At 41.6% G+C, this 22132-nt stretch carries 15 protein-coding genes; 12 read left to right on the top strand and 3 right to left on the bottom strand.

Annotation, left to right across the window (positions count from 1 at the left end):
• Positions 1–169: 169 nt before the first annotated feature.
• From fdnG to P3L56_RS20890, 9 genes are all read left to right on the top strand, one after another.
• Complete coding sequence (fdnG, locus tag P3L56_RS20930; protein WP_080750904.1) at positions 170–3217, top strand: formate dehydrogenase-N subunit alpha; 3048 nt, start codon at positions 170–172, stop codon at positions 3215–3217.
• Between the two features lie 11 nt (positions 3218–3228).
• Complete coding sequence (gene fdxH, locus P3L56_RS20925) at positions 3229–4173, top strand: formate dehydrogenase subunit beta (protein ID WP_004906826.1); 945 nt, start codon at positions 3229–3231, stop codon at positions 4171–4173.
• A complete protein-coding gene (gene fdoI, locus P3L56_RS20920; RefSeq protein WP_042846768.1) occupies positions 4170–4817 on the top strand; it encodes a formate dehydrogenase cytochrome b556 subunit in 648 nt (215 codons plus the stop codon). Before fdxH ends, fdoI begins: the two co-directional genes overlap by 4 nt.
• Before the next feature lie 487 nt (positions 4818–5304).
• A complete protein-coding gene (frc, locus tag P3L56_RS20915) occupies positions 5305–6555 on the top strand; it encodes a formyl-CoA transferase (RefSeq protein WP_042846767.1) in 1251 nt (416 codons plus the stop codon).
• Between the two features lie 54 nt (positions 6556–6609).
• On the top strand, positions 6610–8313 hold the full coding sequence (oxc, locus tag P3L56_RS20910; RefSeq protein WP_042846766.1) for an oxalyl-CoA decarboxylase: 1704 nt from the start codon (positions 6610–6612) through the stop codon (positions 8311–8313).
• 106 nt (positions 8314–8419) lie between these two features.
• Positions 8420–9364, top strand: a complete 945-nt coding sequence (yfdV, locus tag P3L56_RS20905; protein WP_094301242.1) for a transporter YfdV — start codon at positions 8420–8422, stop codon at positions 9362–9364.
• 73 nt (positions 9365–9437) lie between these two features.
• Positions 9438–10694, top strand: a complete 1257-nt coding sequence (gene frc / locus P3L56_RS20900; RefSeq protein ID WP_042846764.1) for a formyl-CoA transferase — start codon at positions 9438–9440, stop codon at positions 10692–10694.
• A 206-nt stretch (positions 10695–10900) separates the two neighbouring features.
• Positions 10901–12634 (top strand): nitrilase-related carbon-nitrogen hydrolase, encoded by a 1734-nt coding sequence (locus P3L56_RS20895; protein ID WP_048605665.1) that lies wholly within the window; start codon positions 10901–10903, stop codon positions 12632–12634.
• Positions 12635–13086: 452 nt separating this feature from the next.
• The gene (locus P3L56_RS20890) at positions 13087–13803 is read left to right on the top strand and encodes a YoaK family protein (RefSeq protein ID WP_042846762.1); all 717 of its coding nucleotides are present in this window, start codon (positions 13087–13089) and stop codon (positions 13801–13803) included.
• Positions 13804–13880: 77 nt separating this feature from the next.
• Here P3L56_RS20890 and uxaC read toward each other — a convergent pair whose 3' ends face one another.
• The 3 genes from uxaC to uxuA all read right to left on the bottom strand — a co-directional run bounded on the left by uxaC (position 13881) and on the right by uxuA (position 18027).
• On the bottom strand, positions 13881–15293 hold the full coding sequence (gene uxaC, locus P3L56_RS20885) for a glucuronate isomerase (protein ID WP_210831739.1): 1413 nt from the start codon (positions 15291–15293) through the stop codon (positions 13881–13883).
• Between the two features lie 14 nt (positions 15294–15307).
• Positions 15308–16774, bottom strand: a complete 1467-nt coding sequence (locus tag P3L56_RS20880) for a fructuronate reductase (protein WP_198861032.1) — start codon at positions 16772–16774, stop codon at positions 15308–15310.
• Positions 16775–16839: 65 nt separating this feature from the next.
• Positions 16840–18027 (bottom strand): mannonate dehydratase, encoded by a 1188-nt coding sequence (gene uxuA, locus P3L56_RS20875; protein WP_210831738.1) that lies wholly within the window; start codon positions 18025–18027, stop codon positions 16840–16842.
• 373 nt (positions 18028–18400) lie between these two features.
• Here uxuA and P3L56_RS20870 point away from each other — a divergent pair, with 373 nt between their 5' ends.
• From P3L56_RS20870 to fdhE, 3 genes are all read left to right on the top strand, one after another.
• A complete protein-coding gene (locus P3L56_RS20870) occupies positions 18401–19696 on the top strand; it encodes an MFS transporter (protein WP_198861031.1) in 1296 nt (431 codons plus the stop codon).
• A gap of 187 nt (positions 19697–19883) precedes the next feature.
• Complete coding sequence (locus P3L56_RS20865) at positions 19884–20660, top strand: FCD domain-containing protein (RefSeq protein ID WP_233102479.1); 777 nt, start codon at positions 19884–19886, stop codon at positions 20658–20660.
• Between the two features lie 522 nt (positions 20661–21182).
• Positions 21183–22118 (top strand): formate dehydrogenase accessory protein FdhE, encoded by a 936-nt coding sequence (gene fdhE, locus P3L56_RS20860; protein WP_048605675.1) that lies wholly within the window; start codon positions 21183–21185, stop codon positions 22116–22118.
• The last annotated feature ends 14 nt before the right edge of the window (positions 22119–22132 follow it).

The following is a 22132-nucleotide window of genomic DNA, read 5'->3' as shown; positions in this document are numbered from 1 at the left end:
ATTCCTAGCATTAATGATACATAATATTAATTATGGGTAAAAAGAATTTACACCATTTGCCAGGCAATGTACCTGGATACGATAGGGAAGACGTTGAATAAGAACAGTTTACCTGATTATCGCGATTGGCGTTAGGTAAACATGAGCAATGTATAATGAGGAGATCCCCATGCAAGTCAGCAGAAGGCAGTTCTTTAAGATCTGCGCTGGCGGTATGGCAGGTACGACGGCAGCAGCATTAGGGTTTGCACCCGCCACTGCGTTAGCGTCAACGCGCCAGTATAAATTACTGCGTGCGAAGGAAACCAGAAATACCTGTACCTACTGTTCTGTCGGCTGTGGGCTGTTAATGTACAGCCTTGGTGATGGCGCGAAAAATGCGAAAGAAAGCATTTTCCATATTGAAGGGGACCCGGATCATCCGGTAAACCGTGGTGCACTTTGTCCTAAAGGTGCTGGACTTATCGATTTTATCCACAGTGAAAGCCGCCTTAAGTACCCTGAAGTGCGTGAGCCAGGGACAAATGAGTGGAAACGTATCACTTGGAATGAAGCCTTTGATCGTATCGCTAAGTTAATGAAAGAAGACCGCGATGCGAACTTTATTGAAAAAAATAAAGAGGGTGTCACTGTTAACCGTTGGCTAACCACCGGTATGTTATGTGCATCCGCAGGAAGCAATGAAAGCGGCTTTGTAACCCAAAAATTTACCCGCGCTCTCGGCATGCTTGCCGTAGATAACCAAGCGCGTGTCTGACACGGACCAACGGTAGCAAGTCTTGCTCCAACATTTGGTCGCGGTGCGATGACCAACCACTGGGTTGACATTAAAAATGCAAACCTAGTTGTCGTTATGGGTGGTAATGCGGCAGAAGCGCATCCAGTCGGTTTCCGCTGGGCGATGGAAGCTAAAATCCATAATAAAGCCAAACTAATCGTTATTGACCCTCGCTTTACCCGTACTGCGGCAGTGGCGGATTTTTACACGCCTATTCGCTCAGGTACTGATATTGCGTTCTTGTCTGGTGTTATCAAATACTTATTGGATAATGAAAAAATTCAGCGTGAATACGTGGAAGCGTATACCAACGCCAGTTTAGTTATTCGTGAAGATTATGGTTTTGATGACGGCCTGTTTACAGGTTATGACGAAGAAAAACGTCAATACGACAAAACCACGTGGAACTATGAGATGGATGAAAACGGCCTTGCGCTGCGCGATCCGACTCTGAAACACCCACGTTGTGTGCTAAATCTATTAAAAGAGCACGTCAGCCGTTATACACCTGAAGTGGTGAATAACATCTGTGGTACGCCAATTAAAGACTTCTTGCAAGTCTGTGAATACCTTGCAGAAACGAGTGCTAAAGATAAAACCGCTTCGTTCTTGTACGCATTAGGTTGGACACAACATACTGTTGGTGCCCAAAACATTCGTACTATGGCGATGATCCAGTTACTTCTGGGTAATATGGGGATGCTAGGCGGTGGTGTAAACGCACTGCGCGGGCACTCCAATATCCAAGGGTTAACTGACTTAGGCTTGCTATCTCAAAGCTTGCCGGGTTATTTGACCTTACCATCCGAAAAACAAACGACATTAGACAGTTATTTAACTGCCAATACACCGAAAGCGACGGTTGCAGGCCAAGTTAACTATTGGAGCAACTATCCGAAATTTTTCGTCAGTATGATGAAAACTTTTTATGGTGATAAAGCGCAGAAAGAAAATGACTGGGGCTTTGATTTATTACCGAAATGGGATCAAGGCTACGATGTGTTGCGTTATTTCGAAATGATGGATAAGGGGGAAGTTAACGGTTATATCTGCCAAGGCTTTAACCCGGTTGCTTCATTCCCGAATAAAAACAAAGTCATTAAATCACTTTCTAAGTTGAAGTATTTAATTACCGTTGACCCGCTGAATACGGAAACATCCAATTTCTGGCAAAACCACGGCGAAATGAACGATGTGAAACCGGAAGAAATCCAAACTACGGTATTCCGTCTACCTTCTTGTTGTTTTGCTGAAGAAAATGGCTCGATTGTTAACTCAGCTCGTTGGTTACAATGGCACTGGAAAGGTGCGGATGCTCCGGGCGAAGCCATTAGTGATGGTGAAATTCTTTCGGGGATTTTCCATCGCATGCGTCAGTTATATGCTGCCGAAGGTGGTGCTGTGCCAGAGCAGGTTCTGAGTATGACTTGGAACTACTTTGACCGTGATAATCCAACTCCGGAAGAAGTCGCTCAAGAAAACAATGGCTATGCTTTAGTTGACTTGAAAGATGCAGATGGCAACGTGATTGTTAAAAAAGGCGAATTACTTAGCTCCTTTGCTCAATTACGTGATGACGGTACGACATCAAGTGGTTGCTGGATCTTTACGGGTAGCTGGACACCAAAAGGCAACCAGATGGCTAACCGTGATAACTCTGACCCAACAGGTCTGGGTAACACATTAGGTTGGGCATGGGCATGGCCTTTGAACCGTCGCGTGATTTATAACCGCGCATCAGCTGACCCAATGGGTAAACCGTGGGACCCAAAACGTCAGATTCTCGAGTGGGATGGCAGCAAATGGACAGGAATGGATATTCCTGACTATAGCAATGCTGCTCCGGGTAGTGGTGTTGGTCCGTTTATCATGCAACCGGAAGGTATGGGGCGTTTATTCGCACTGGATAAAATGGCGGAAGGCCCATTCCCAGAGCATTACGAGCCTATCGAGACCCCGCTTGATACTAACCCATTGCATCCAAATGTGGTGTCTAACCCTGCGGCTCGTGTCTTTAAAGATGACTGGGCTCAAATGGGTAAAGCGACTGAATTCCCTTATGTGGGAACCACTTATCGCTTAACGGAACACTTCCACTATTGGACAAAACATGCTCTGTTAAATGCCATTATTCAGCCGCAACAATTCATCGAGATTGGTGAACGTTTAGCGAATGAAAAAGGTATCAAGCAAGGCGATACGGTGAAAGTTAGCTCTAAACGTGGTTACATCAAAGCGAAAGCAGTCGTTACCAAACGTATTCATACCCTGAAAGTGGCTGGAAAAGATATCGATACTATCGGTATTCCAATTCACTGGGGATTTGAAGGTTTGGCAGTGAAAGGCTTTATCGCTAATACGTTAACGCCGTTTGTGGGTGATGCGAATACTCAGACACCGGAATTTAAATCATTCCTTGTCAATGTGGAAAAGGTGTAAGGAGATAAATTATGTCAATGCAATCTCAGGACATTATTCGTCGTTCTGCCACCAATTCCCTGACTCCCGCACCTCAGGTGCGGGACTATAAGGAAGAGGTTGCAAAGCTTATCGACGTTACGACCTGTATCGGCTGCAAAGCTTGTCAGGTCGCATGTTCCGAATGGAATGATATCCGTGACAAAATAGGGACTAACGTTGGGGTATATGATAACCCAACAGATTTAACAGCTAAGTCATGGACAGTAATGCGTTTTTCTGAAGTCGAAGAAAACGATAAGTTTGAATGGCTGATCCGTAAAGATGGCTGTATGCACTGTGCTGACCCAGGGTGCTTAAAGGCATGTCCTTCAGAAGGTGCTATTGTTCAGTACAAAAACGGTATCGTTGATTTCCAATCAGAACATTGTATTGGTTGCGGTTACTGTATTGCGGGTTGCCCGTTTGATGTGCCACGTATCAACCCAGAAGATAACCGTGCATACAAATGTACGTTGTGTGTTGACCGTGTTGAAGTCGGTCAAGAGCCTGCGTGTGTGAAAACTTGTCCGACAGGGGCTATTCATTTCGGTAGCAAAGAAGACATGATTAACATGGCAGGTGAGCGTGTTGAAGAGCTGAAAACACGTGGTTATGCAAATGCAGGTTTATATGACCCTGAAGGTGTTGGCGGTACGCATGTTATGTACGTCTTACACCACGCAGATAAACCTCAGTTGTACCACGGGCTGCCGGAAAACCCGACAATCAGCCCAACCGTCACTTTCTGGAAAGGTATCTGGAAGCCGTTGGCAGCGGTTGGTTTTGCTGCAACATTTGCGGCGGCCATCTTCCACTATGTGGGTATTGGTCCGAACCGCGTCTCCAAAAAAGATGAAGAAGAGGCTTTAGAAGATTTGCATAATGCAATGTCATCTGACACTTCGAAATCAAAAGAAGGGGAGGATCAGAAATGATGCCAGATGATAACGATAAAATTATCCGCCATAAGCCGATTGAAAGGATCAATCACTGGGCGGTTGTGATTTGCTTTTTGTTCACCGCGATCAGTGGTCTAGGGTTCTTTTTCCCATCATTAAACTGGTTTATGAACATTTTAGGTACGCCACAACTGTCTCGAATTTTACATCCATTCGTGGGCACAGCGATGTTCTTGCTGTTCGTGTTTATGTTCTTCCGTTATTTCCACCATAACTTCATTAATAAAGAAGATATTAAGTGGGCTAAGAATATTGGTAAGGTACTGAAAAACGAAGAGGCAGGCGATGTAGGGCAATATAACCTCGGTCAAAAAGGGGTATATTGGGTAGTCACCATTTGCTTACTAGCATTGGTTATCACAGGTGTGATTATGTGGCGCCCTTATTTTGCGGATTATTTCCCTATTCCTGTTTATCGTGCGGCTATCTTAGTGCACTCACTTTCAGCTATCGCATTGATCATCATGATAGTGGTGCATGCATACGCTGCAATTTGGGTGAAAGGCTCTGTACGTGCGATGGTTGAAGGTTGGGTAACTCGTGGTTGGGCAAGAAAGCATCACCCACGCTGGTACCGTGAAATCATCGAAAAAGAAAAGCAGCAGCAAGAGAAAAACTAAGTATCTTGATAGTATTTTTAAAACCCACAAATTATATTTGTGGGTTTTTTTATATTATTTAATTATCATATTCAGATGGGTTTTATTTTAACTGTGTTTAATTATTTATTAAAAATATATTTTAATTTATCAATATTAGAATGTCGATATTAGATTTATTATCTTAATTTTATGCTTTATTTAATAAAGATGGTCATATTTAGAGTAACTAAATAATACATTTAGATGATGTTGATTTGTTATTCAATAATAGAGCAATAGTGAAATTAATTACTATATTTAATATTATTTTAGCCTATTGATATTAAAAAATAATTAAAGCGGCGAATCACTGGACTTATACCATAATATTTAATACAAATAGTTAACGGTTGCGGAATATATTACCTCAACAAAATAAAAACCCTCATATTTAAATATATTATTTTAATACAGTGAAATAAATATCATTCATTCCATTTACGATAGCTAAATAAAGAGGTAATGCATGGATCTTCCTTTACAAGGTATCAAAGTACTCGACTTCACCGGTGTACAGTCAGGGCCATCTTGTACCCAAATGTTAGCGTGGTTTGGGGCTGATGTGATAAAAATTGAACGCCCCGGCGTTGGTGATGTAACTCGTAATCAACTTAGAGATATTCCCGATGTTGATGCGCTTTATTTTACCATGCTCAATAGTAATAAACGTTCCGTTGAATTAAATACTAAAACGCCAGAAGGGAAAGAAGTTATGGAGCGGCTGATCAAACAAGCCGATGTCCTTGTTGAAAACTTCCATCCAGGTGCCATCGACCATATGGGTTTTACTTGGGAACATATTCAAGAATTAAATCCTCGTCTGATTTTCGGCTCCATTAAAGGTTTCGATGAAAACTCACCTTATGCCAATGTTAAAGCTTATGAAAATGTGGCTCAAGCCGCTGGTGGAGCTGCATCAACTACCGGTTTTTGGGATGGTCCTCCACTTGTCAGCGCCGCTGCATTAGGTGACAGTAATACAGGGATGCATTTATTAATCGGCTTATTGGCAGCACTGTTACATCGAGAGAAAACGGGTAAAGGGCAACGCGTGACGATGTCGATGCAAGATGCTGTACTCAACTTATGTCGTGTAAAACTACGCGATCAGCAGCGTTTAGAAAAAATCGGCTATTTAGAAGAATACCCTCAGTATCCAAATGGTAAATTTGGTGATGCTGTTCCCCGTGGCGGAAATGCAGGAGGCGGTGGGCAGCCCGGTTGGATCTTGAAATGTAAAGGCTGGGAAACAGACCCGAATGCTTATATCTATTTCACTATTCAGGAACAAGATTGGGAACAGACTTGCATTGCCATTGGTAAGCCGGAATGGGCGAGTGACCCAGCTTATAGTACCCCACAAGCTCGACAGCCACATATCTTTGATATCTTTGCTGAAATCGAAAAGTTCTTGGCAGATAAAGACAAACATGAAGCCGTTGAATACCTCAGTAAGTATGGGGTGCCATGTGCGCCAGTACTGAGCATGCGTGAAATTGCCAGAGACCAATCACTTCGTGATAGCGGAAGCGTTGTTGAAGTAGAACAACCTAAAAGAGGCACTTACTTAACTGTAGGCTGCCCAATGAAATTCTCTTCGTTCACACCAGATATAAAGAGTGCCCCATTGTTGGGTGAGCACACAGAAGAAGTACTGACTGAGCTAGGTTACAGTGCAGATGAAATTGCATCTATGCGAACCAATAAAGCTATCTAAATTGTAATTGGGGGAGAATACCTTCCCCATCATTCTGCTATCGATGAGGTGGACATGTCTGCTGACCAAAATCAAAATTTAACGGATGGTATGCATATTATTGTTGATGCACTGAAAAAGAATGGCATTGACACAATCTATGGCGTTGTTGGTATCCCTGTTACGGATATGGCGAGGCATGCTCAAGCCGAGGGAATACGTTATATTGGCTTTCGCCATGAACAGTCTGCGGGTAATGCGGCTGCCATTAGTGGTTTTATTACCCAAAAACCCGGTATTTGTTTGACGGTTTCTGCACCGGGCTTTTTAAATGGTATGGTGGCACTAGCCAATGCGACAACCAATGGCTTTCCGATGATCCAAATAAGTGGCTCAAGCGATAGGGCGATCATAGACCTGCAACAAGGGGACTATGAAGAGCTGGACCAGATGAATACTGCAAAGCCATTTGTCAAAGCTTCCTACCGAGTTAATAAACCAGAAGATTTAGGGATTGCATTAGCAAGAGCCATACGAGCTTCGGTATCGGGTCGCCCTGGCGGTGTATATCTTGACCTTACCACTGAGGTGTTAGCGGCGGTGATGGATAAAGACGAAGCAGACAAAACGATTTTTAAGGTAGAAGACCCTGCACCAAGACAAATTCCATCACCTGATTCAGTGAATAAAGCGCTTAAGTTACTTGCATCAGCTAAGCGGCCATTAATTATTTTGGGTAAAGGCGCCGCATATGCACAAGCGGATGACAATATTCGTCAATTTATTGAAACGACGGGTATTCCTTATTTACCGATGTCAATGGCAAAAGGTTTGCTACCGGATACCCACCCCCTGTCAGCGGCATCAGCTCGCTCATATGCCTTATCCAGTGCGGATGTTGTGGTGTTAATGGGCGCACGCCTTAATTGGTTGCTTGATCATGGAAAAGGTAAGCATTGGTCGCCAGACACTCAATTTATTCAATTGGATATTGAGCCATCTGAGATTGATAGTAACCGCCCAATAACCGCACCTGTTGTTGGTGATATTTACTCAAGTATTGAGTCTTTACTGGCTGGTCTTAAATCAATCCCTGTTAAATCCCCAACAGAATGGATTGCCAGTATTGATGAGCATAAGAAAATCAATGTCGAGAAAATGGCTGCTAAGTTAAATACTGACACTTCTCCGATGAACTATTTCAATGCATTACGTGCAATCCGTGATGTGCTGGTCGATCACCAAGATGTTTATGTCGTTAATGAAGGCGCTAACACGCTTGATAATGGACGAAATATTATTGATATGTACCAACCACGTAAGCGCTTAGATTGTGGAACATGGGGCGTTATGGGGGTGGGGATGGGTTACGCTGTTGGTGCGGCAGTAACCAGTGGTAAACCCGTGGTGGCTATTGAAGGTGACAGTGCATTCGGTTTTAGTGGTATGGAGATAGAAACTATTTGCCGTTATAAACTGCCAGTGACCATTCTAATTTTTAATAATGGCGGAATATACCGTGGCGATGGTGTGAATTTGCATGGTGATAGCGACCCTTCTCCAACGGTATTAATGGGAACTGCCCGTTACGACAAGATGATAGAGGCTTTTGGTGGTATCGGCTATAACGCAACGACACCAGCAGAAATACAACAGGCATTGAAAGCAGGGTTAACATCAGGTAACCCAACGTTAATTAATGTGGTGATAGACCCTGATGTGGGGACTGAAAGTGGCCATATAGGCAGCTTGAATCCTAAATCAGTAGTAAAAAATTAACCCAACATCAATTTAAAAAGTTGAAATTTCATAGCGCCACTTACTTGATATAAGTGGCGTAAGGTACTTTATCGTCAAAAAATAGGTGGGTCTTATGGCTGACTTTATGTTGAAGATTTTTATGAGTGACCTATTGCCTATCATTATTATTATGGTCCTTGGTTATGCGAGTGGTAAGCGTAATGTATTTACGGAAGACCAAGCAAAGGCATTCAATAAATTAGTTTTAAATTATGCATTACCCGCGGCATTATTTGTTTCAATTGCACGCGCTAATCGTGAAATGATATTTGCTGACACTAAACTGACCATTATTTCGTTTGTAACTTTATTAATTTGTTTCTTTTTCTCTTTCTTTAGTTGTAAATATATTTTTAAACATAGTCGTGGTGAAGCGGCGGTATGTGCATTGATTGCAGGTTCTCCGACCATCGGTTTTCTTGGGTTTGCAATACTCGACCCTATTTATGGCGCGACCGTTTCTACAGGTCTCGTTGTGGCAATTATCTCAATTATTGTTAATGCCATTACTATTCCTATTGGTCTATTTTTACTTAACCCATCTGATGCAGAAGGTAAGAAAGGGGGAGGAGGAATGGACGCTTTGGTCTCTGCTTTTAAAGAGCCAGTGGTATGGGCCCCGGTATTAGCAACGGTATTGGTTCTTATTGGTATTAAAATCCCCCCTATTTTAGACCCGACTTTTGAATTAATTGCTAAAGCGAATTCAGGTGTAGCGGTATTTGCCGCAGGCTTGACATTAGCAGCGAATAAATTCGAGTTTGATGGTGAAATTGTTTACAACACATTATTAAAACTCGTGTTAATGCCAGGCTTAATGTTACTTGCGGGAATGACGTTTAATATGGAATCTGAGCAATTGCAAATGATGGTATTAGCGGGGGCATTACCACCTGCGTTCTCAGGGATTATTATTGCAAGTCGCTTTAATATTTATACCCGTACTGGAACCGCATCACTGGCGGTAAGTGTACTTGGTTTTATTATTGCAGCACCCGTGTGGATCTATATCGCTCGAGTCGTCGCTTAGAAATGTCTGTTTGATAAAAGTCTCGACCATGGTGGGATTGGCATCATGGTCTTTCGGCAAAAAGAGGTAAATGATGACAGCTACAAAGCCTTTAGATGGAATACGTGTTCTAGATTTTACAGGGGTTCAGTCTGGGCCATCTTGTACCCAAATGTTAGCGTGGTTTGGGGCTGATGTGATAAAGATAGAACGACCAAGAGTTGGAGATGTAACTCGTCATCAATTGCGTGATATTCCTGATGTGGATGCATTATATTTTACCATGCTTAATAGTAATAAGCGTTCTTTAGAGCTGGATACTAAAACCCCAGAGGGTAAAGAAGTCATGGAAAAGCTGATACGCCAAGCGGACGTGTTAGTTGAAAATTTCCATCCGGGGGCGATTGACCATATGGGATTCACATGGGAGTACATTCAACAATTAAATCCTCGTTTAATTTTTGGTTCCATCAAAGGGTTTAATCAAAACTCGCCTTACGCAGATGTGAAAGCGTACGAAAATGTTGCCCAATCAGCAGGAGGTGCAGCCTCAACAACAGGGTTCCCTGATGGCCCCCCTGTTGTCAGTGCAGCAGCCCTTGGGGACAGTAATACGGGAATGCATTTACTGATTGGCTTGTTAACCGCATTGTTACACCGCGAAAAAACCGGTAAAGGTCAACGCGTGACGATGTCAATGCAAGATGCTGTGCTGAATTTATGCCGTGTAAAATTACGCGACCAACAGCGCTTAGAAAAAATAGGTTATTTAGAAGAGTATCCGCAATATCCAAATGGAAAGTTTGGTGATGCGGTTCCCCGAGGCGGAAATTCCAGCGGGGGAGGTCAGCCCGGCACCATGCTTAAATGTAAGGGCAGTGATACTGATCCTAATGCTTATATTTACTTTATTAATCAGGATCATAACTGGGAAAACACCTGTGATGCGATTGGTCGACCGGAATGGAAAACCGACCCTAATTTCGCAACGACCGAAGCTCGGGTAAGCCATATTCAGGATGTATGGGATGCGATTGAAGATATTGCGAAAGACAAAGATAAACATGAAATAACCGATTATTTCGATAAGTTTGGCGTGCCTTGTTCCGCAGTGCTGAGTATGAAAGAGATTATGGAAGATAAATCTTTGCGTGGTAGTGGTTCTATTGTTGAAGTTAAGCAACCCATACGGGGTTCTTATTTAACGGTAGGGTGCCCAGTGAAGTTTTCTAGTTTTATTCCAGAAATTAAGAGTGCTCCATTACTGGGAGAACATAATCACGAAATATTGAAAGAGCTTGGTTATAGCGATGAACAAATTATTGAGATGAAAAATAAAAGTGTTATTTAATTAATAATACTTTAAACACCCAATAATTGGTGAGCTTAAATAGATAGTCAATATTAATATATTCAAATATAACAATAATGCACAGAATTTGAATGGCTTAATTCGCTTTTTAAACCCATAAATTATTTTTCTATTCTATCCACGATTAATTATTCATTAATAGTGGGGGCTTTTTACTACTCTATTCGTTGAATAAGGATTGTCATATGCGTATTTCTGAAATTAAAAAAAGTAGTAAGGTTGCTGCCGTTGATTTTGTTCCTGCATGGGGTGATTTAAATGGGAATATTCAACGCCTAGTTGCAGCTGCAGAGAAAGTTGCTGCTCAGGGTGTCGACTATGCCGTTTTTCCTGAAACAGCGGTTAGCGGTTATTTATTTTCGGACACGGCTGAGTTAGCTCCTTATTTAGATACTATTCCGGGTAAAACGACGGCGGCAATTTTACCTGTCCTCGCACAGACTGGCATGTATATGAGCGTTGGTATTGCTGAGCGAGATAGTGAAACAGGTTTAGCTTATAATTCAGCGGTCCTAATGGGGCCTGAAGGTATCATTGGTAAATATCGAAAAATAGGGTTGAACTCCCAAGACCAAAAAGTATTTGCTCCGGGTAATACTGGTGTGAAAACGTTTGATACCCCGATAGGCCGCATCGCATTATTAATTTGTTATGACGATACCTATTGGCAATATGTTCGTTTAGCGGCACTTGAAGGGGCTCAAATTATTGGTTGGCATTCGGTTTCGGACCGTATGATGCCTGATGCAACAGCGGCAGAAATGCTAGGTGACCACTCAACAGTGGCCCATGTTCAACATATGAGTGCACTGAATGGCGTATGGGTAGTTTGTGCGACACGCAGCGGTATTGAAACGAATCCAATTACCAAGGGACAGCTGTATTATAATGGGGGGTCGAGTGTGTGGTCCCCGTCCGGTCATAAGGTGGCGCAGTCCCCGGTGTTAAGCCCTTTAGAATTGGAACCCGGGTTGAATGGCATATATAGTGCAATGATTGATTTAGATGAAGCCGATAAACAGCGTAATACTTTGCTTGCTAAGCGTCGTCCTGACTTATATTCCCCAACACTTGCATTTCATCGTAGCCCTACGGATATCAATGCAACTTCGACGATAGTGCAAACCACTTTTATTGCAGCCCAGTGGGAAAAATCAGTCTCTAAGTTAGACTCTATTCAGGTGGGTGAGAATGAACTCTTAGTTTTACCTGAGCTTTCGGCACTTCCTTATACCGATGACCCGAATATTATTTTGTCCCATGCCGAAACACGAGGGGGGGTATTTGAACAAACCCTTTGCAAAGCAGCTTATGAAGGGAAAGGGTATATTGTAGGTAGTTACCCTGAAATTGATACCGATAAACTGTACCACACGGTGGTGCTAGCGGGCCCCGCGGGGGATATACTCGCCCGTTATCGAGTGACACACCTTAATGAGCGTGATAGTGGCTGGGCAATGGCAGGCCATGCAGTCAGTGTCACGGCAACTCCTATTGGGCGCATTGCTTTGGCTGCGGCACATGAATTAGAAGTCCCAGAACTCGCGGGGTTATATAGTGCATTACGCGCTGATATTTTGGCGGCGCCAGCGGGCATACCGAGTGATTTGAAAGTTGAAATTGATAGCCATCTTTATTCTGTGGAAAACCCACCGACTGGGCGAGCGGATTTTATCCCTTATGCTATCGCAACATTAAACCAACTATGGGTGATATGTGGAGGCCGCAATGAACGAGATTCAACGTCGGCCGCCATATACGGGCCTGAACCCGTCGTACTGACGCCAACATTAACAGCACAGAGAGGGGCTGAAGATGTTAGATTACAAACACAGGTTCCTGCTCCTTTTACTTGGATTAATCAAGAGCGTTTAATTAGTGGGCAGCAAGCCATTTGGTTTACGCCGCTAACTCGGTAGTTATTTTTGTTTTCCTGTTGTAATTCATTTGGTTACAACAGGAATACTAAGTTATTAATATGAAAGATATTACTCATTAGCAATTAAAAGCCGGCAAGGGAGAGTTAAAACACTTCACTTTTTTGGTGTTGTTGCCTTGTTGGTTTTAATTGCGAGTATTTCTAGTGAAGTTTTTAATCACGGTTTATTTTGAATTTCAATTCTGAATTTGCATTTATTTTACAGTTGGTTTTTTTATTTTTATTTAGCTCTAAAAATAAAAAACGGTTTATTAAGAAATACTCAATTATTGTTCCGCCCTCTATTCATTATTTTGGTTATTTTGGATTATGTATCGACCAAATTGGCAAAAAAACAAATTTATTTAAGACAATTTTTAAGGTGCATATCACTTCGATTATGAGTCGGCCGAGCTGCTCAAAAATAGAGAGTTCAATACAGGGAAATAAAATATGACAACCTCTTCACCACAAGTGCCGTTTATGCAATTACCCACTATTGCATTTTTATTAGCGATTGCCTCAGGGATGTTGGATGGCTATGCCTTTTTCACAACGAAATCATTTGCGACGTTTCAGTCGGGCAATATCATCATGCTAGGTTATCAATTTGCTGAAAACGGTCTGGCTGCGGTGACGCCTTATGTTATTTCTATTTTCTCATTTGGTGCGGGAGCTATGTTACTGGCATTGATCCGTTATCGCTATAATACCGATGAGAAAACATGGACATTCACTTTACTGTCACTTGAAATAGCCCTTTTATTGCTGCTGATCGCGTATATTTTTTTATTCAATATCCAATCTAAGGGGTTTCATGCCGTTTGGGCTTTGTCTTTTATTGCAGGTATGCAGGGTAATGCATTCCACAAAATTAATGGCATGTTATACGGGAATATTGCAGTCACCTTAAATGTACAGCTAGGTTTTAGTTCTTTAGCAGAGTCTATCGCATTTAAAGGTAAAGCCAGAAAAAACGCATTGTATAAAAGTTATTGTTATTTTCTGACGCTCTTGGGTTTTGCTGGTGGGGCATTTCTCATGGTATTACTCGCTGATTATGCAAGGGAATATGCATTGTTTGCTACATTAATCCCGTTATGTTTGATATTTTTCTCTGGTCGCCAGTTTTCGAAAGAAAATAAACAGCTACCAATAGATTCGGATTGATGGATAAAAGCCGTTATGAGGCATAATCTCCTTATTCGTAGGGGATTATGCCTATATAAAAAGTGATAAAAGGTTTGCTAGGGTGCTGAAAAGTAATTTTCTGCATTATTAAAGCAAATATTTTGTACCATTTTACCTAGCATTTTTTCCTCATTTGGAATTTCACCATTGATTACCCACGTTCCTAACATATTACACAAAATACGACGGAAGTATTCATGGCGCGTATAGGATAGGAAACTACGGGAGTCAGTTAACATACCGACAAATTGGCTCAATAACCCCAATTGTGAGAGCTGCTCAAGTTGACGTAACATGCCATCTTTTTGGTCATTAAACCACCAGCCAGAACCAAACTGAATTTTTCCTGCGATGCCTCCGCCTTGAAAGTTACCTATCATGGTCGCTAAAACTTCGTTATCACGAGGATTCAAGCAATATAAAATGGTTTTTGGCAGCTCATTATTTTTGTCCATCTCATCTAATAAACGAGACAGTGGATAAGCAATAGGGCTGTCTCCGATAGAATCAAAGCCGCTATCTGCGCCTAATAACTTAAACATACGGGTGTTATTATTGCGTAGCGCACCTATATGTAACTGCATGGCCCAATTATGTTTGGCGTATTGTTTCCCTAGCCAGACAAGCACCGCAGTAGAAAACTGAGCAATAGACAGCTCATCTAATGGTTGGCCATTAAGCCTATTTTGTAAAATAGTATCTAATACGCTTTCATCGGGGATAGGGGCATAACGTAATACTTCAATGCCGTGGTCAGATGCCACACAACCGTTCTGATCAAAATGTGTTATCCGCACTGCTAATGCAGATAGCAAATCACTAAAGCGTGTAATTTCGATATCAGCGGATTTACCCAATTTGCTGATATAGTCGACAAATCCATCAAGCTCAATTTTAAAGGCTCTATCTGGACGCCAGCTCGGGCGAACGTCAATATTAAAGGTTTTATCTTGGGCAATTTTCTGGTGATATTCTAATGTATCGATAGGGTCATCCGTTGTTCCTACCATACGTACATTCATTTGCTGCATGATACCGCGAGCCGAAAAATCAGGCTGTGTCAGTTTTTCGTTGGCATCGTGCCAAATGGTATCGGCGGTGTCAGGTGAAAAAAGTGTACCAGTGATACCAAAAGGGCGCCTTAGCTCTAAATGTGTCCAATGGTATAGTGGATTACCTAGTGTCATTGGCACTGTTTTTGCCCAAGCTTGATATTTTTCATAGTCACTAGTTTCCTTACCCGTGATCAGAGCTTCAGGGATACCCGCTGATCGCATACCACGCCATTTGTAATGGTCGCCTTCTAGCCAAATCTGCCCGAGGTTATCAAACTGTCTGTTTTCTGCAATTTCGCGAGGGTTTAAATGACAATGATAATCATAGATTGGCATTGTCGCGGCATACTCATGATAAAGGCGGCGAGCAATTTCGTTATTCAGTAAAAAATCTTCGCAAAGAAATGTTTTCATATCATTATCCAACCTTAAAGCGTGGCAACAGCTTGGCGTGCACCCATATCGAGTAATTGTTGATAAGCCGATTTAATTACTTTCACAAATAATGGATTCTTGGGAAGCTCAGTACCAAAAATAGCATCGATAGCGAGTAAATCATCTACAACCGAAACGTTAAGCCCATGTTTGGTATAAATAGCCGTGTAGGTATCAACGAGAGGGTCCCGAACATCGATTTTGTTGCCTTGTTCGTCAACACCAGCAACATAACGCATCCACCCCGCAATCCCTAAAGCGAGATGGCGATAGTCAGTCTTATTTGTAATATGCCATGCGATAGGATCTAACATACGTTGCGGTAATTTTTGGCTTCCGTCCATAGCGATTTGCCAAGTTTGGTGTTTCAACGAAGGGTTAGTGAAGCGATTTATTAAGCTACTTGCGTAATCTGCTAAATTCACTTCTTCAGGCATAACCAAGGTGGGAGCTTGTTCATTCATCATTAATGCATAGGCTGCGCGACGATAGTCTGGGTTGGTCATAGTGTCAGATATGTGAGCATAACCACCTAAATAACCAAGGTAAGCTAAGAAGGAATGACTGCCGTTTAGCATCCTTAGTTTCATTAGTTCAAATGGAACCACATCCTCAACAAATTGAGCGCCAGCACAGTCCCATTCAGGCCTACCGTTAACAAAATTATCTTCAATAACCCATTGTCTGAAAGGCTCACAAGCAATGGCACAAGTGTCTTTGACCCCTAAAAGCTCAGCAATTTCAGCCAGTGTTTCTTCTGTTGCGGCGGGAACAATGCGGTCAACCATTGTGCAAGGAAATGTCACATTATTTTCTATCCACGCGGCTAATTCACTACTTTGTAATTGGGCTAAACCTAGCACCGCTTCTCTAGCAACATGGCCATTTTCACGGACATTATCACAAGAAAGAACAGTAAACGGTGGTAGTTGGCGTTCATAACGAAGTTTTAGTGCTGCAGTAATATAGCCAATAGCAGATGCTGGTTGAGATGGTGTTGCTAAATCTTGTTGAATTAGTTGGTTATTTTTATCTAACTTCCCAGTGGCAGGGTCTGTACAGTAGCCTTTTTCGGTTACAGTAAGAGAAACGATACTCACTGATGGTGAGGCCATTTTTTCAATAATGGCGTCAATACCGTCAATGAGAGGGTGTAATGCTTCTTTCATTGAACCAATAATTTTTAATTCGGTATGTGTTTCACCTTTTTCAGCCACGGTATAAAGCATGGATTGTTGTTTGAGATTTTCTATCAAAGCAGCATCATGCTTTGAGATCAAATTAACCTCACAATAACCCCAATCACTATCTGTTTTTTCTAATACGTGATGAGTATACAGCGCTTGATGTGCACGATGAAAAGCACCACAACCTAGGTGTACGATACGAGTGGTTAAGCGGTCGGCTGTCCAGTGTGGGCGAGTAGCATTAATTGCCGAGGTAACGATATTTTTTTCCATGACGAACCCCTGTTAATTAGCGGCCAATTTGGTTTGGCCGCTTGTCAGGTACAACGGTGAGATAATTATTTTTTAGAATAGAATGCGCGGTGAATACCCAGTTCTAATCCACGAATTTCAGCAAGTCCTTTTAGGCGCCCAATTGCGGAATATCCAGGGTTGGTCTTTTTCTTCAGGTCATCAAGCATTTGGTGGCCATGATCTGGGCGCATAGGGATTAACTCACCTGAACCAGTTTGTATTCTGCGATGTTCTTCTTCTGCAACAGCACAAATGACATTATACATGTCCACATCACCTGCTAAGTGGGCAGCTTCATGGAAAGTGTTTGGATTTTCTTCGCGTAACGTAGAACGTAAGTGAAGAAAATAAATACGCGAGCCAAAAGTACGGATCATGTTAACTAGGTCGTTATCCGCGCGGACACCATACGAACCGGTGCACATAGTGTAGCCGTTTGCATCACTATTTACGGTATCTGCCATCCACTTCATATCTTCAATGGTCGAAACGATACGTGGTAAGCCTAATATTGGACGAGGAGGGTCATCAGGGTGAACCGCCATTTTCATTCCAATCTCTTCAGCTACAGGGATGATTTTCTTTAAGAAATAAGCAAAGTGTTCACGCAGTTTATTTTTATCAATATCTGCATAGAGTTTTAAATGTTGGCGGAATTGTTCAAGGGTATAGCCTTCTTCAGCACCCGGTAAGCCAGCAATAATATTATTGATAAGTTTTTGCTTTTCCTCATCACTCATTGATTCAAAGCGCTGTTTAGCCTGAGCAAGCTCTTGGGCTGTATAATCTTGTTCTGCATTTTCACGCTGTAATAAGTGGACCTCAAAGACAGCAAAAGCAATTTGGTCAAAACGTAATGCTTTTGAACCATCTGGTAATTCATATTCTAAATCCGTGCGTGTCCAATCAAGCACTGGCATGAAATTATAACAAACAGTATGAATACCACAGGCTGCAAGGTTGCGCATAGATTGTTGGTAGTTTGCTATCCATTTATCGTAGTCCCCTGTATGGGTTTTGATATCTTCATGAATAGGAATACTTTCAACGACTGACCATTCTAGCTGGTTCGCTTCAATCAAGTCTTTACGCTGTTTTATTTCTTCAATACTCCAGACTTCCCCGTTTGGTATGTGATGAAGTGCTGTAACAATACCCGTTGCACCAGCCTGACGAATATCAGAAAGGGAAACCGGGTCCGCCGGTCCATACCAACGCCAAGTTTGCTTCATACTTAACCTCGTTTATATTTCACTAATGCATCTAAATCGGCTAATAAGTTCTTCTTGCAATACAGCAGTTGGAACTATAGTCATTTAACTTATTTGCTAAAAAGTGTGCCATGATATTTTCTTAATATCCACAGAGGTCAACCAATTTGGTTAACCAGATCACAAATACTCATTAAATTTGGGTCACCAATTATAAACCAAGATACAGCTCACAAAACAAAGGCATCATTTTGTGCAGAATCCAGTCAGCTAAATATAAAACTTATCGATTTAAAACTATTTTTCTTTCAGGTTTACCAATTTTATCATTAGTTGGGTTAACCAAGTATCTGTTCAGGATGATTAGAAAAATATAAACCCTAAAAGGCTGACTATGAAAAAGTTAAGACATTATCGATGGTACATGATTCTCTTGGTTTGCTTTATAACTATAATCAACTATTTAGATAGAACCGCATTAGGTGTTGCTGCCCCAACTATTATGGAGACAACGGGCATTACAAAAGAGCAATACTCATGGATTGTAAGTGCGTTCCAATTAGCCTACACAATTGGTCAACCAATAATGGGTTTTTTCATTGATACCATTGGTTTGAAGCTAGGTTTCTTTATTTGTGCTTTGATTTGGGGACTAGCAACTATGGGGCATGCTTTAACAGGAACATGGCAAGGTCTCGCATTTATGCGTGGGTTGATGGGGTTCAGTGAAGCCTCGGCTATCCCTGCAGGTGTTAAAACTGCGTCAACATGGTTCCCTGCTAAAGAACGCGGTATAGCAACAGGTGTGTTTAACATGGGGACGTCGTTTGGTGCCATGTTAGCTCCACCATTGATCGCGTGGGCTATTTTATTTCATAGTTGGGAATTCGCTTTCATTATTTCAGGTGTACTAGCAATCATTGCTGCATTCATTTGGTTCTTTTTCTATAAAGACCCTAAAGACGCGAAAAGGTTATCAGATGAAGAACGCGCTTATATTGAAGAAGGGCAAGAAAAGCATTTACAGTCATCTAAAAAAGAAAAAACGTCGATCAAAAATATCTTAAAGCAACGTAATTTCTGGGGGATTGGTATTTCCCGTTTCCTTGCAGACCCTGCTTGGGGAACAATTAACTTTTGGGTGCCTATTTTCTTTGTAGAGACGTTAAATTTTAGTCTTAAAGAAATTGCGATGTTCGTTTGGCTACCTTTCTTAATGGCGGATCTAGGCTGTCTAGCGAGTGGTTTTGTTGCTAAATTCCTAAACGATCGCGGTATTTCATTAATTAACTCTCGTCGTATTACCTTCACAATAGGCGCTATTTTGATGACAACGATTGGTTTGGTTAGTATCGTTGAAAATCCTTATATCGCTGTTTTATTAATTAGTATTGGTGGCTTCTCGCACCAATTATTATCCACTGTTGCAGCAACATTAGGCGCTGATTTATTCAAGAAAAATGAGGTAGCAACAGCGGTAGGTATGGCTGGCGCATGCGCTTGGACTGGTCAGTTAATCTTTAACTTATTTATCGGTGCATTTGTTGGCATCATTGGTTTTGGCCCATTCTTTGTTGCTTTGGCAGTATTCGATTTAATCGGTGCAGCAGTGCTGTGGATTTTGATTAAAGAGAAAAAAGAGCCTGAAGAAAGTGAAACTGATCATGATGGCTCACTGGTAGCATCATAATTATCGTAAACCTATAAAGTTATATATATCAAGTAAATACACTGCAAGGTCTGATTCTATATTTTGTTGGAATTGGACCTTTTCTATTATTTTTCTTGCTAATGTTTGGCGTAAAACTATTTTTGGTCGACCAATATCTGTTAGACTAGGGCAATCGAAGCTCAGTTTTAATATAATGGCCAATGTAATGACACAGTTTACTGAATATAAACGTCCCTACCAGGAAGTCGGTTATACTTTACGCCAAATGATCTCGAATATGGACTATGCGATTGGTGATAAGCTTCCTCCAGAACGGGAAATTGCTGAAATGCTAGATGTTTCTCGTGCGGTTGTACGTGAAGCATTGATTATGTTAGAAATTGAAAATCTGATTGAAGTGCGAAAGGGGTCTGGGGTCTACGTCATTGCTTTACCTAAGGACAGTGAAGCCGCTGAACAAGGTAAAATTGATAACTCAGACCTTAATGCAGCAGGGCCGTTCGAGTTACTTCAAGCTCGCCAGTTGCTAGAAAGTAATATTGCAGAATTTGCAGCGACACAAGTGACCCCTGTGGATATTGCAAATATGCGTAAAGCTTTAAAAAGAGAGAGAGACGAGCTAAAAACGGGTGAAGATGAAACGGGTGACCGTGAGTTCCACCTTGCGATTGCACAAGCAACGCATAACAGTATGTTAGTTGAACTTCTTAAGCAGTCATGGGAATGGCGGGAAAATAACCCAATGTGGCTCAAGCTACATGCACGTATTACAGATAAAGATTATCGAAAAGCTTGGATGACAGACCACGAAGTGATTTTAGCTGCGATGATAAAAAAAGACCCTGCAGCGGCAAAAGCTGCAATGTGGCAACATCTTGAAAATGTGAAACAGCGGCTCCTCGAACTTTCAGACGTAGATGACCCTAATTTTGATGGTTATTTATTTAATTCTTATCCAGTAGATTTAATTCGTAACACTTGAGTTCTCTGATATTACCTGTACGCGACTGAAGGCTATTTGGTCGCGTCACTTATTGACGAAAAATGCGTTTGCGATTTAATTAAGCATTAATATGCATAATTGACATTATTTAAATATATTGATGTTTTTCTATTTATTTTTTCAGCCGGTCACTAAAAAATAGAACAGTTTGATGGCAAATCTTCGGGGTTTTATTATTACCCTTTTTTACGCTAAAAATTGACGAGCAGTAGTCATATCCTCTTTAACGTAGACTTCAGATATTTTTATCCTAGAGATAACAATTTATTTATATCAAATAAAACAACCATCATCCTGATTTACATTTACCTTGATCTACTACGGGGTTATATCATAGATAATTCGAGGGCCAGAGTAGCCTCAACGCTACTTTTGTTTTATCCTGAGTATTAGAGCACCGCTTTCGCGGATATAAAATATGATGAGCAAAGACGCTTCGGGAAAATGGTCAGCCATTTCTCGGGGATTGTCGTTATAAAAAAATAGAAAAGAGAGAACGCAATGGGTATTCGTATCGTTCCTAAAGAAGAGTTAGGGCAAGAAAGATTGAAAGAAAAAGGAATTGGTTTTATTCCTCCGGTTCTATTTCCTAACCTAAAAAGTTTATATCAACGCCGTGCTGAGCGGTTGAAAGAACTCGGTATTGGCGAGCATCCCTTTGCAGATTATCTGAATTTTGCAGCTGAAGTTGCTACTGCGCAACATAATGCACAACATGATAATCCATTAGACGTGGATATGGCGCCTATTCTTGAGCGTTCAATTAATACAAACAACTCCCCCTTAGATGCAAAAACCTTCCCACGTACAACACATTGGCACAAATTATTGACCGCTATTATCGCTGAGTTAATGCCAATTGTCCCTGAATCAGTTCGCCCAGCATTAGAAAACTTAGATAAAGCATCCGAAACTGAATTAGAGGCAATGGCGACCGCGTTATTAAATGAGGAGTTTGAGAAAGTCCCTGCGGAAAAATCCATGTTTATTTGGGCTGCTCTATCTGTGTATTGGGCGCAAATGGCTGCAAATATCCCCGGTAAAGCGCGTGCGGAACATGGTGACCACCGTCATTTCTGCCCAGTATGCAATAGCATGCCTGTATCAAGCATTGTACAAATTGGGACTTCGCAGGGGCTGCGTTATTTACACTGTAATTTATGTGAAACCGAATGGCACATGGTGCGTGTGAAATGCAGCAATTGTGAGCAAACAGGCCAACTGAATTATTGGTCACTGGATGACGAAAACGCAGCCATTAAAGCGGAAAGTTGTGGTGATTGTGGAAGTTATCTGAAGATCCTTTACCAAGAGAAAGAAGCTAAAGTCGAAGCAGTTGCTGATGATTTAGCATCAATTATTTTGGATGCACGTATGGAAGAAGAAGGTTTTGCACGTAGCAGTATTAACCCGTTCTTATTCCCTGGTGAAAAATAAGCGGTAACAAACAG

The organism is Providencia sp. PROV024 (genome assembly GCF_032709665.1).
Classification (GTDB): Bacteria; Pseudomonadota; Gammaproteobacteria; order Enterobacterales; family Enterobacteriaceae; genus Providencia; species Providencia huashanensis.
The sequence above is the reverse complement of the archived record's forward strand: the minus strand, read 5'-3'. Positions and strand labels throughout refer to the sequence as shown.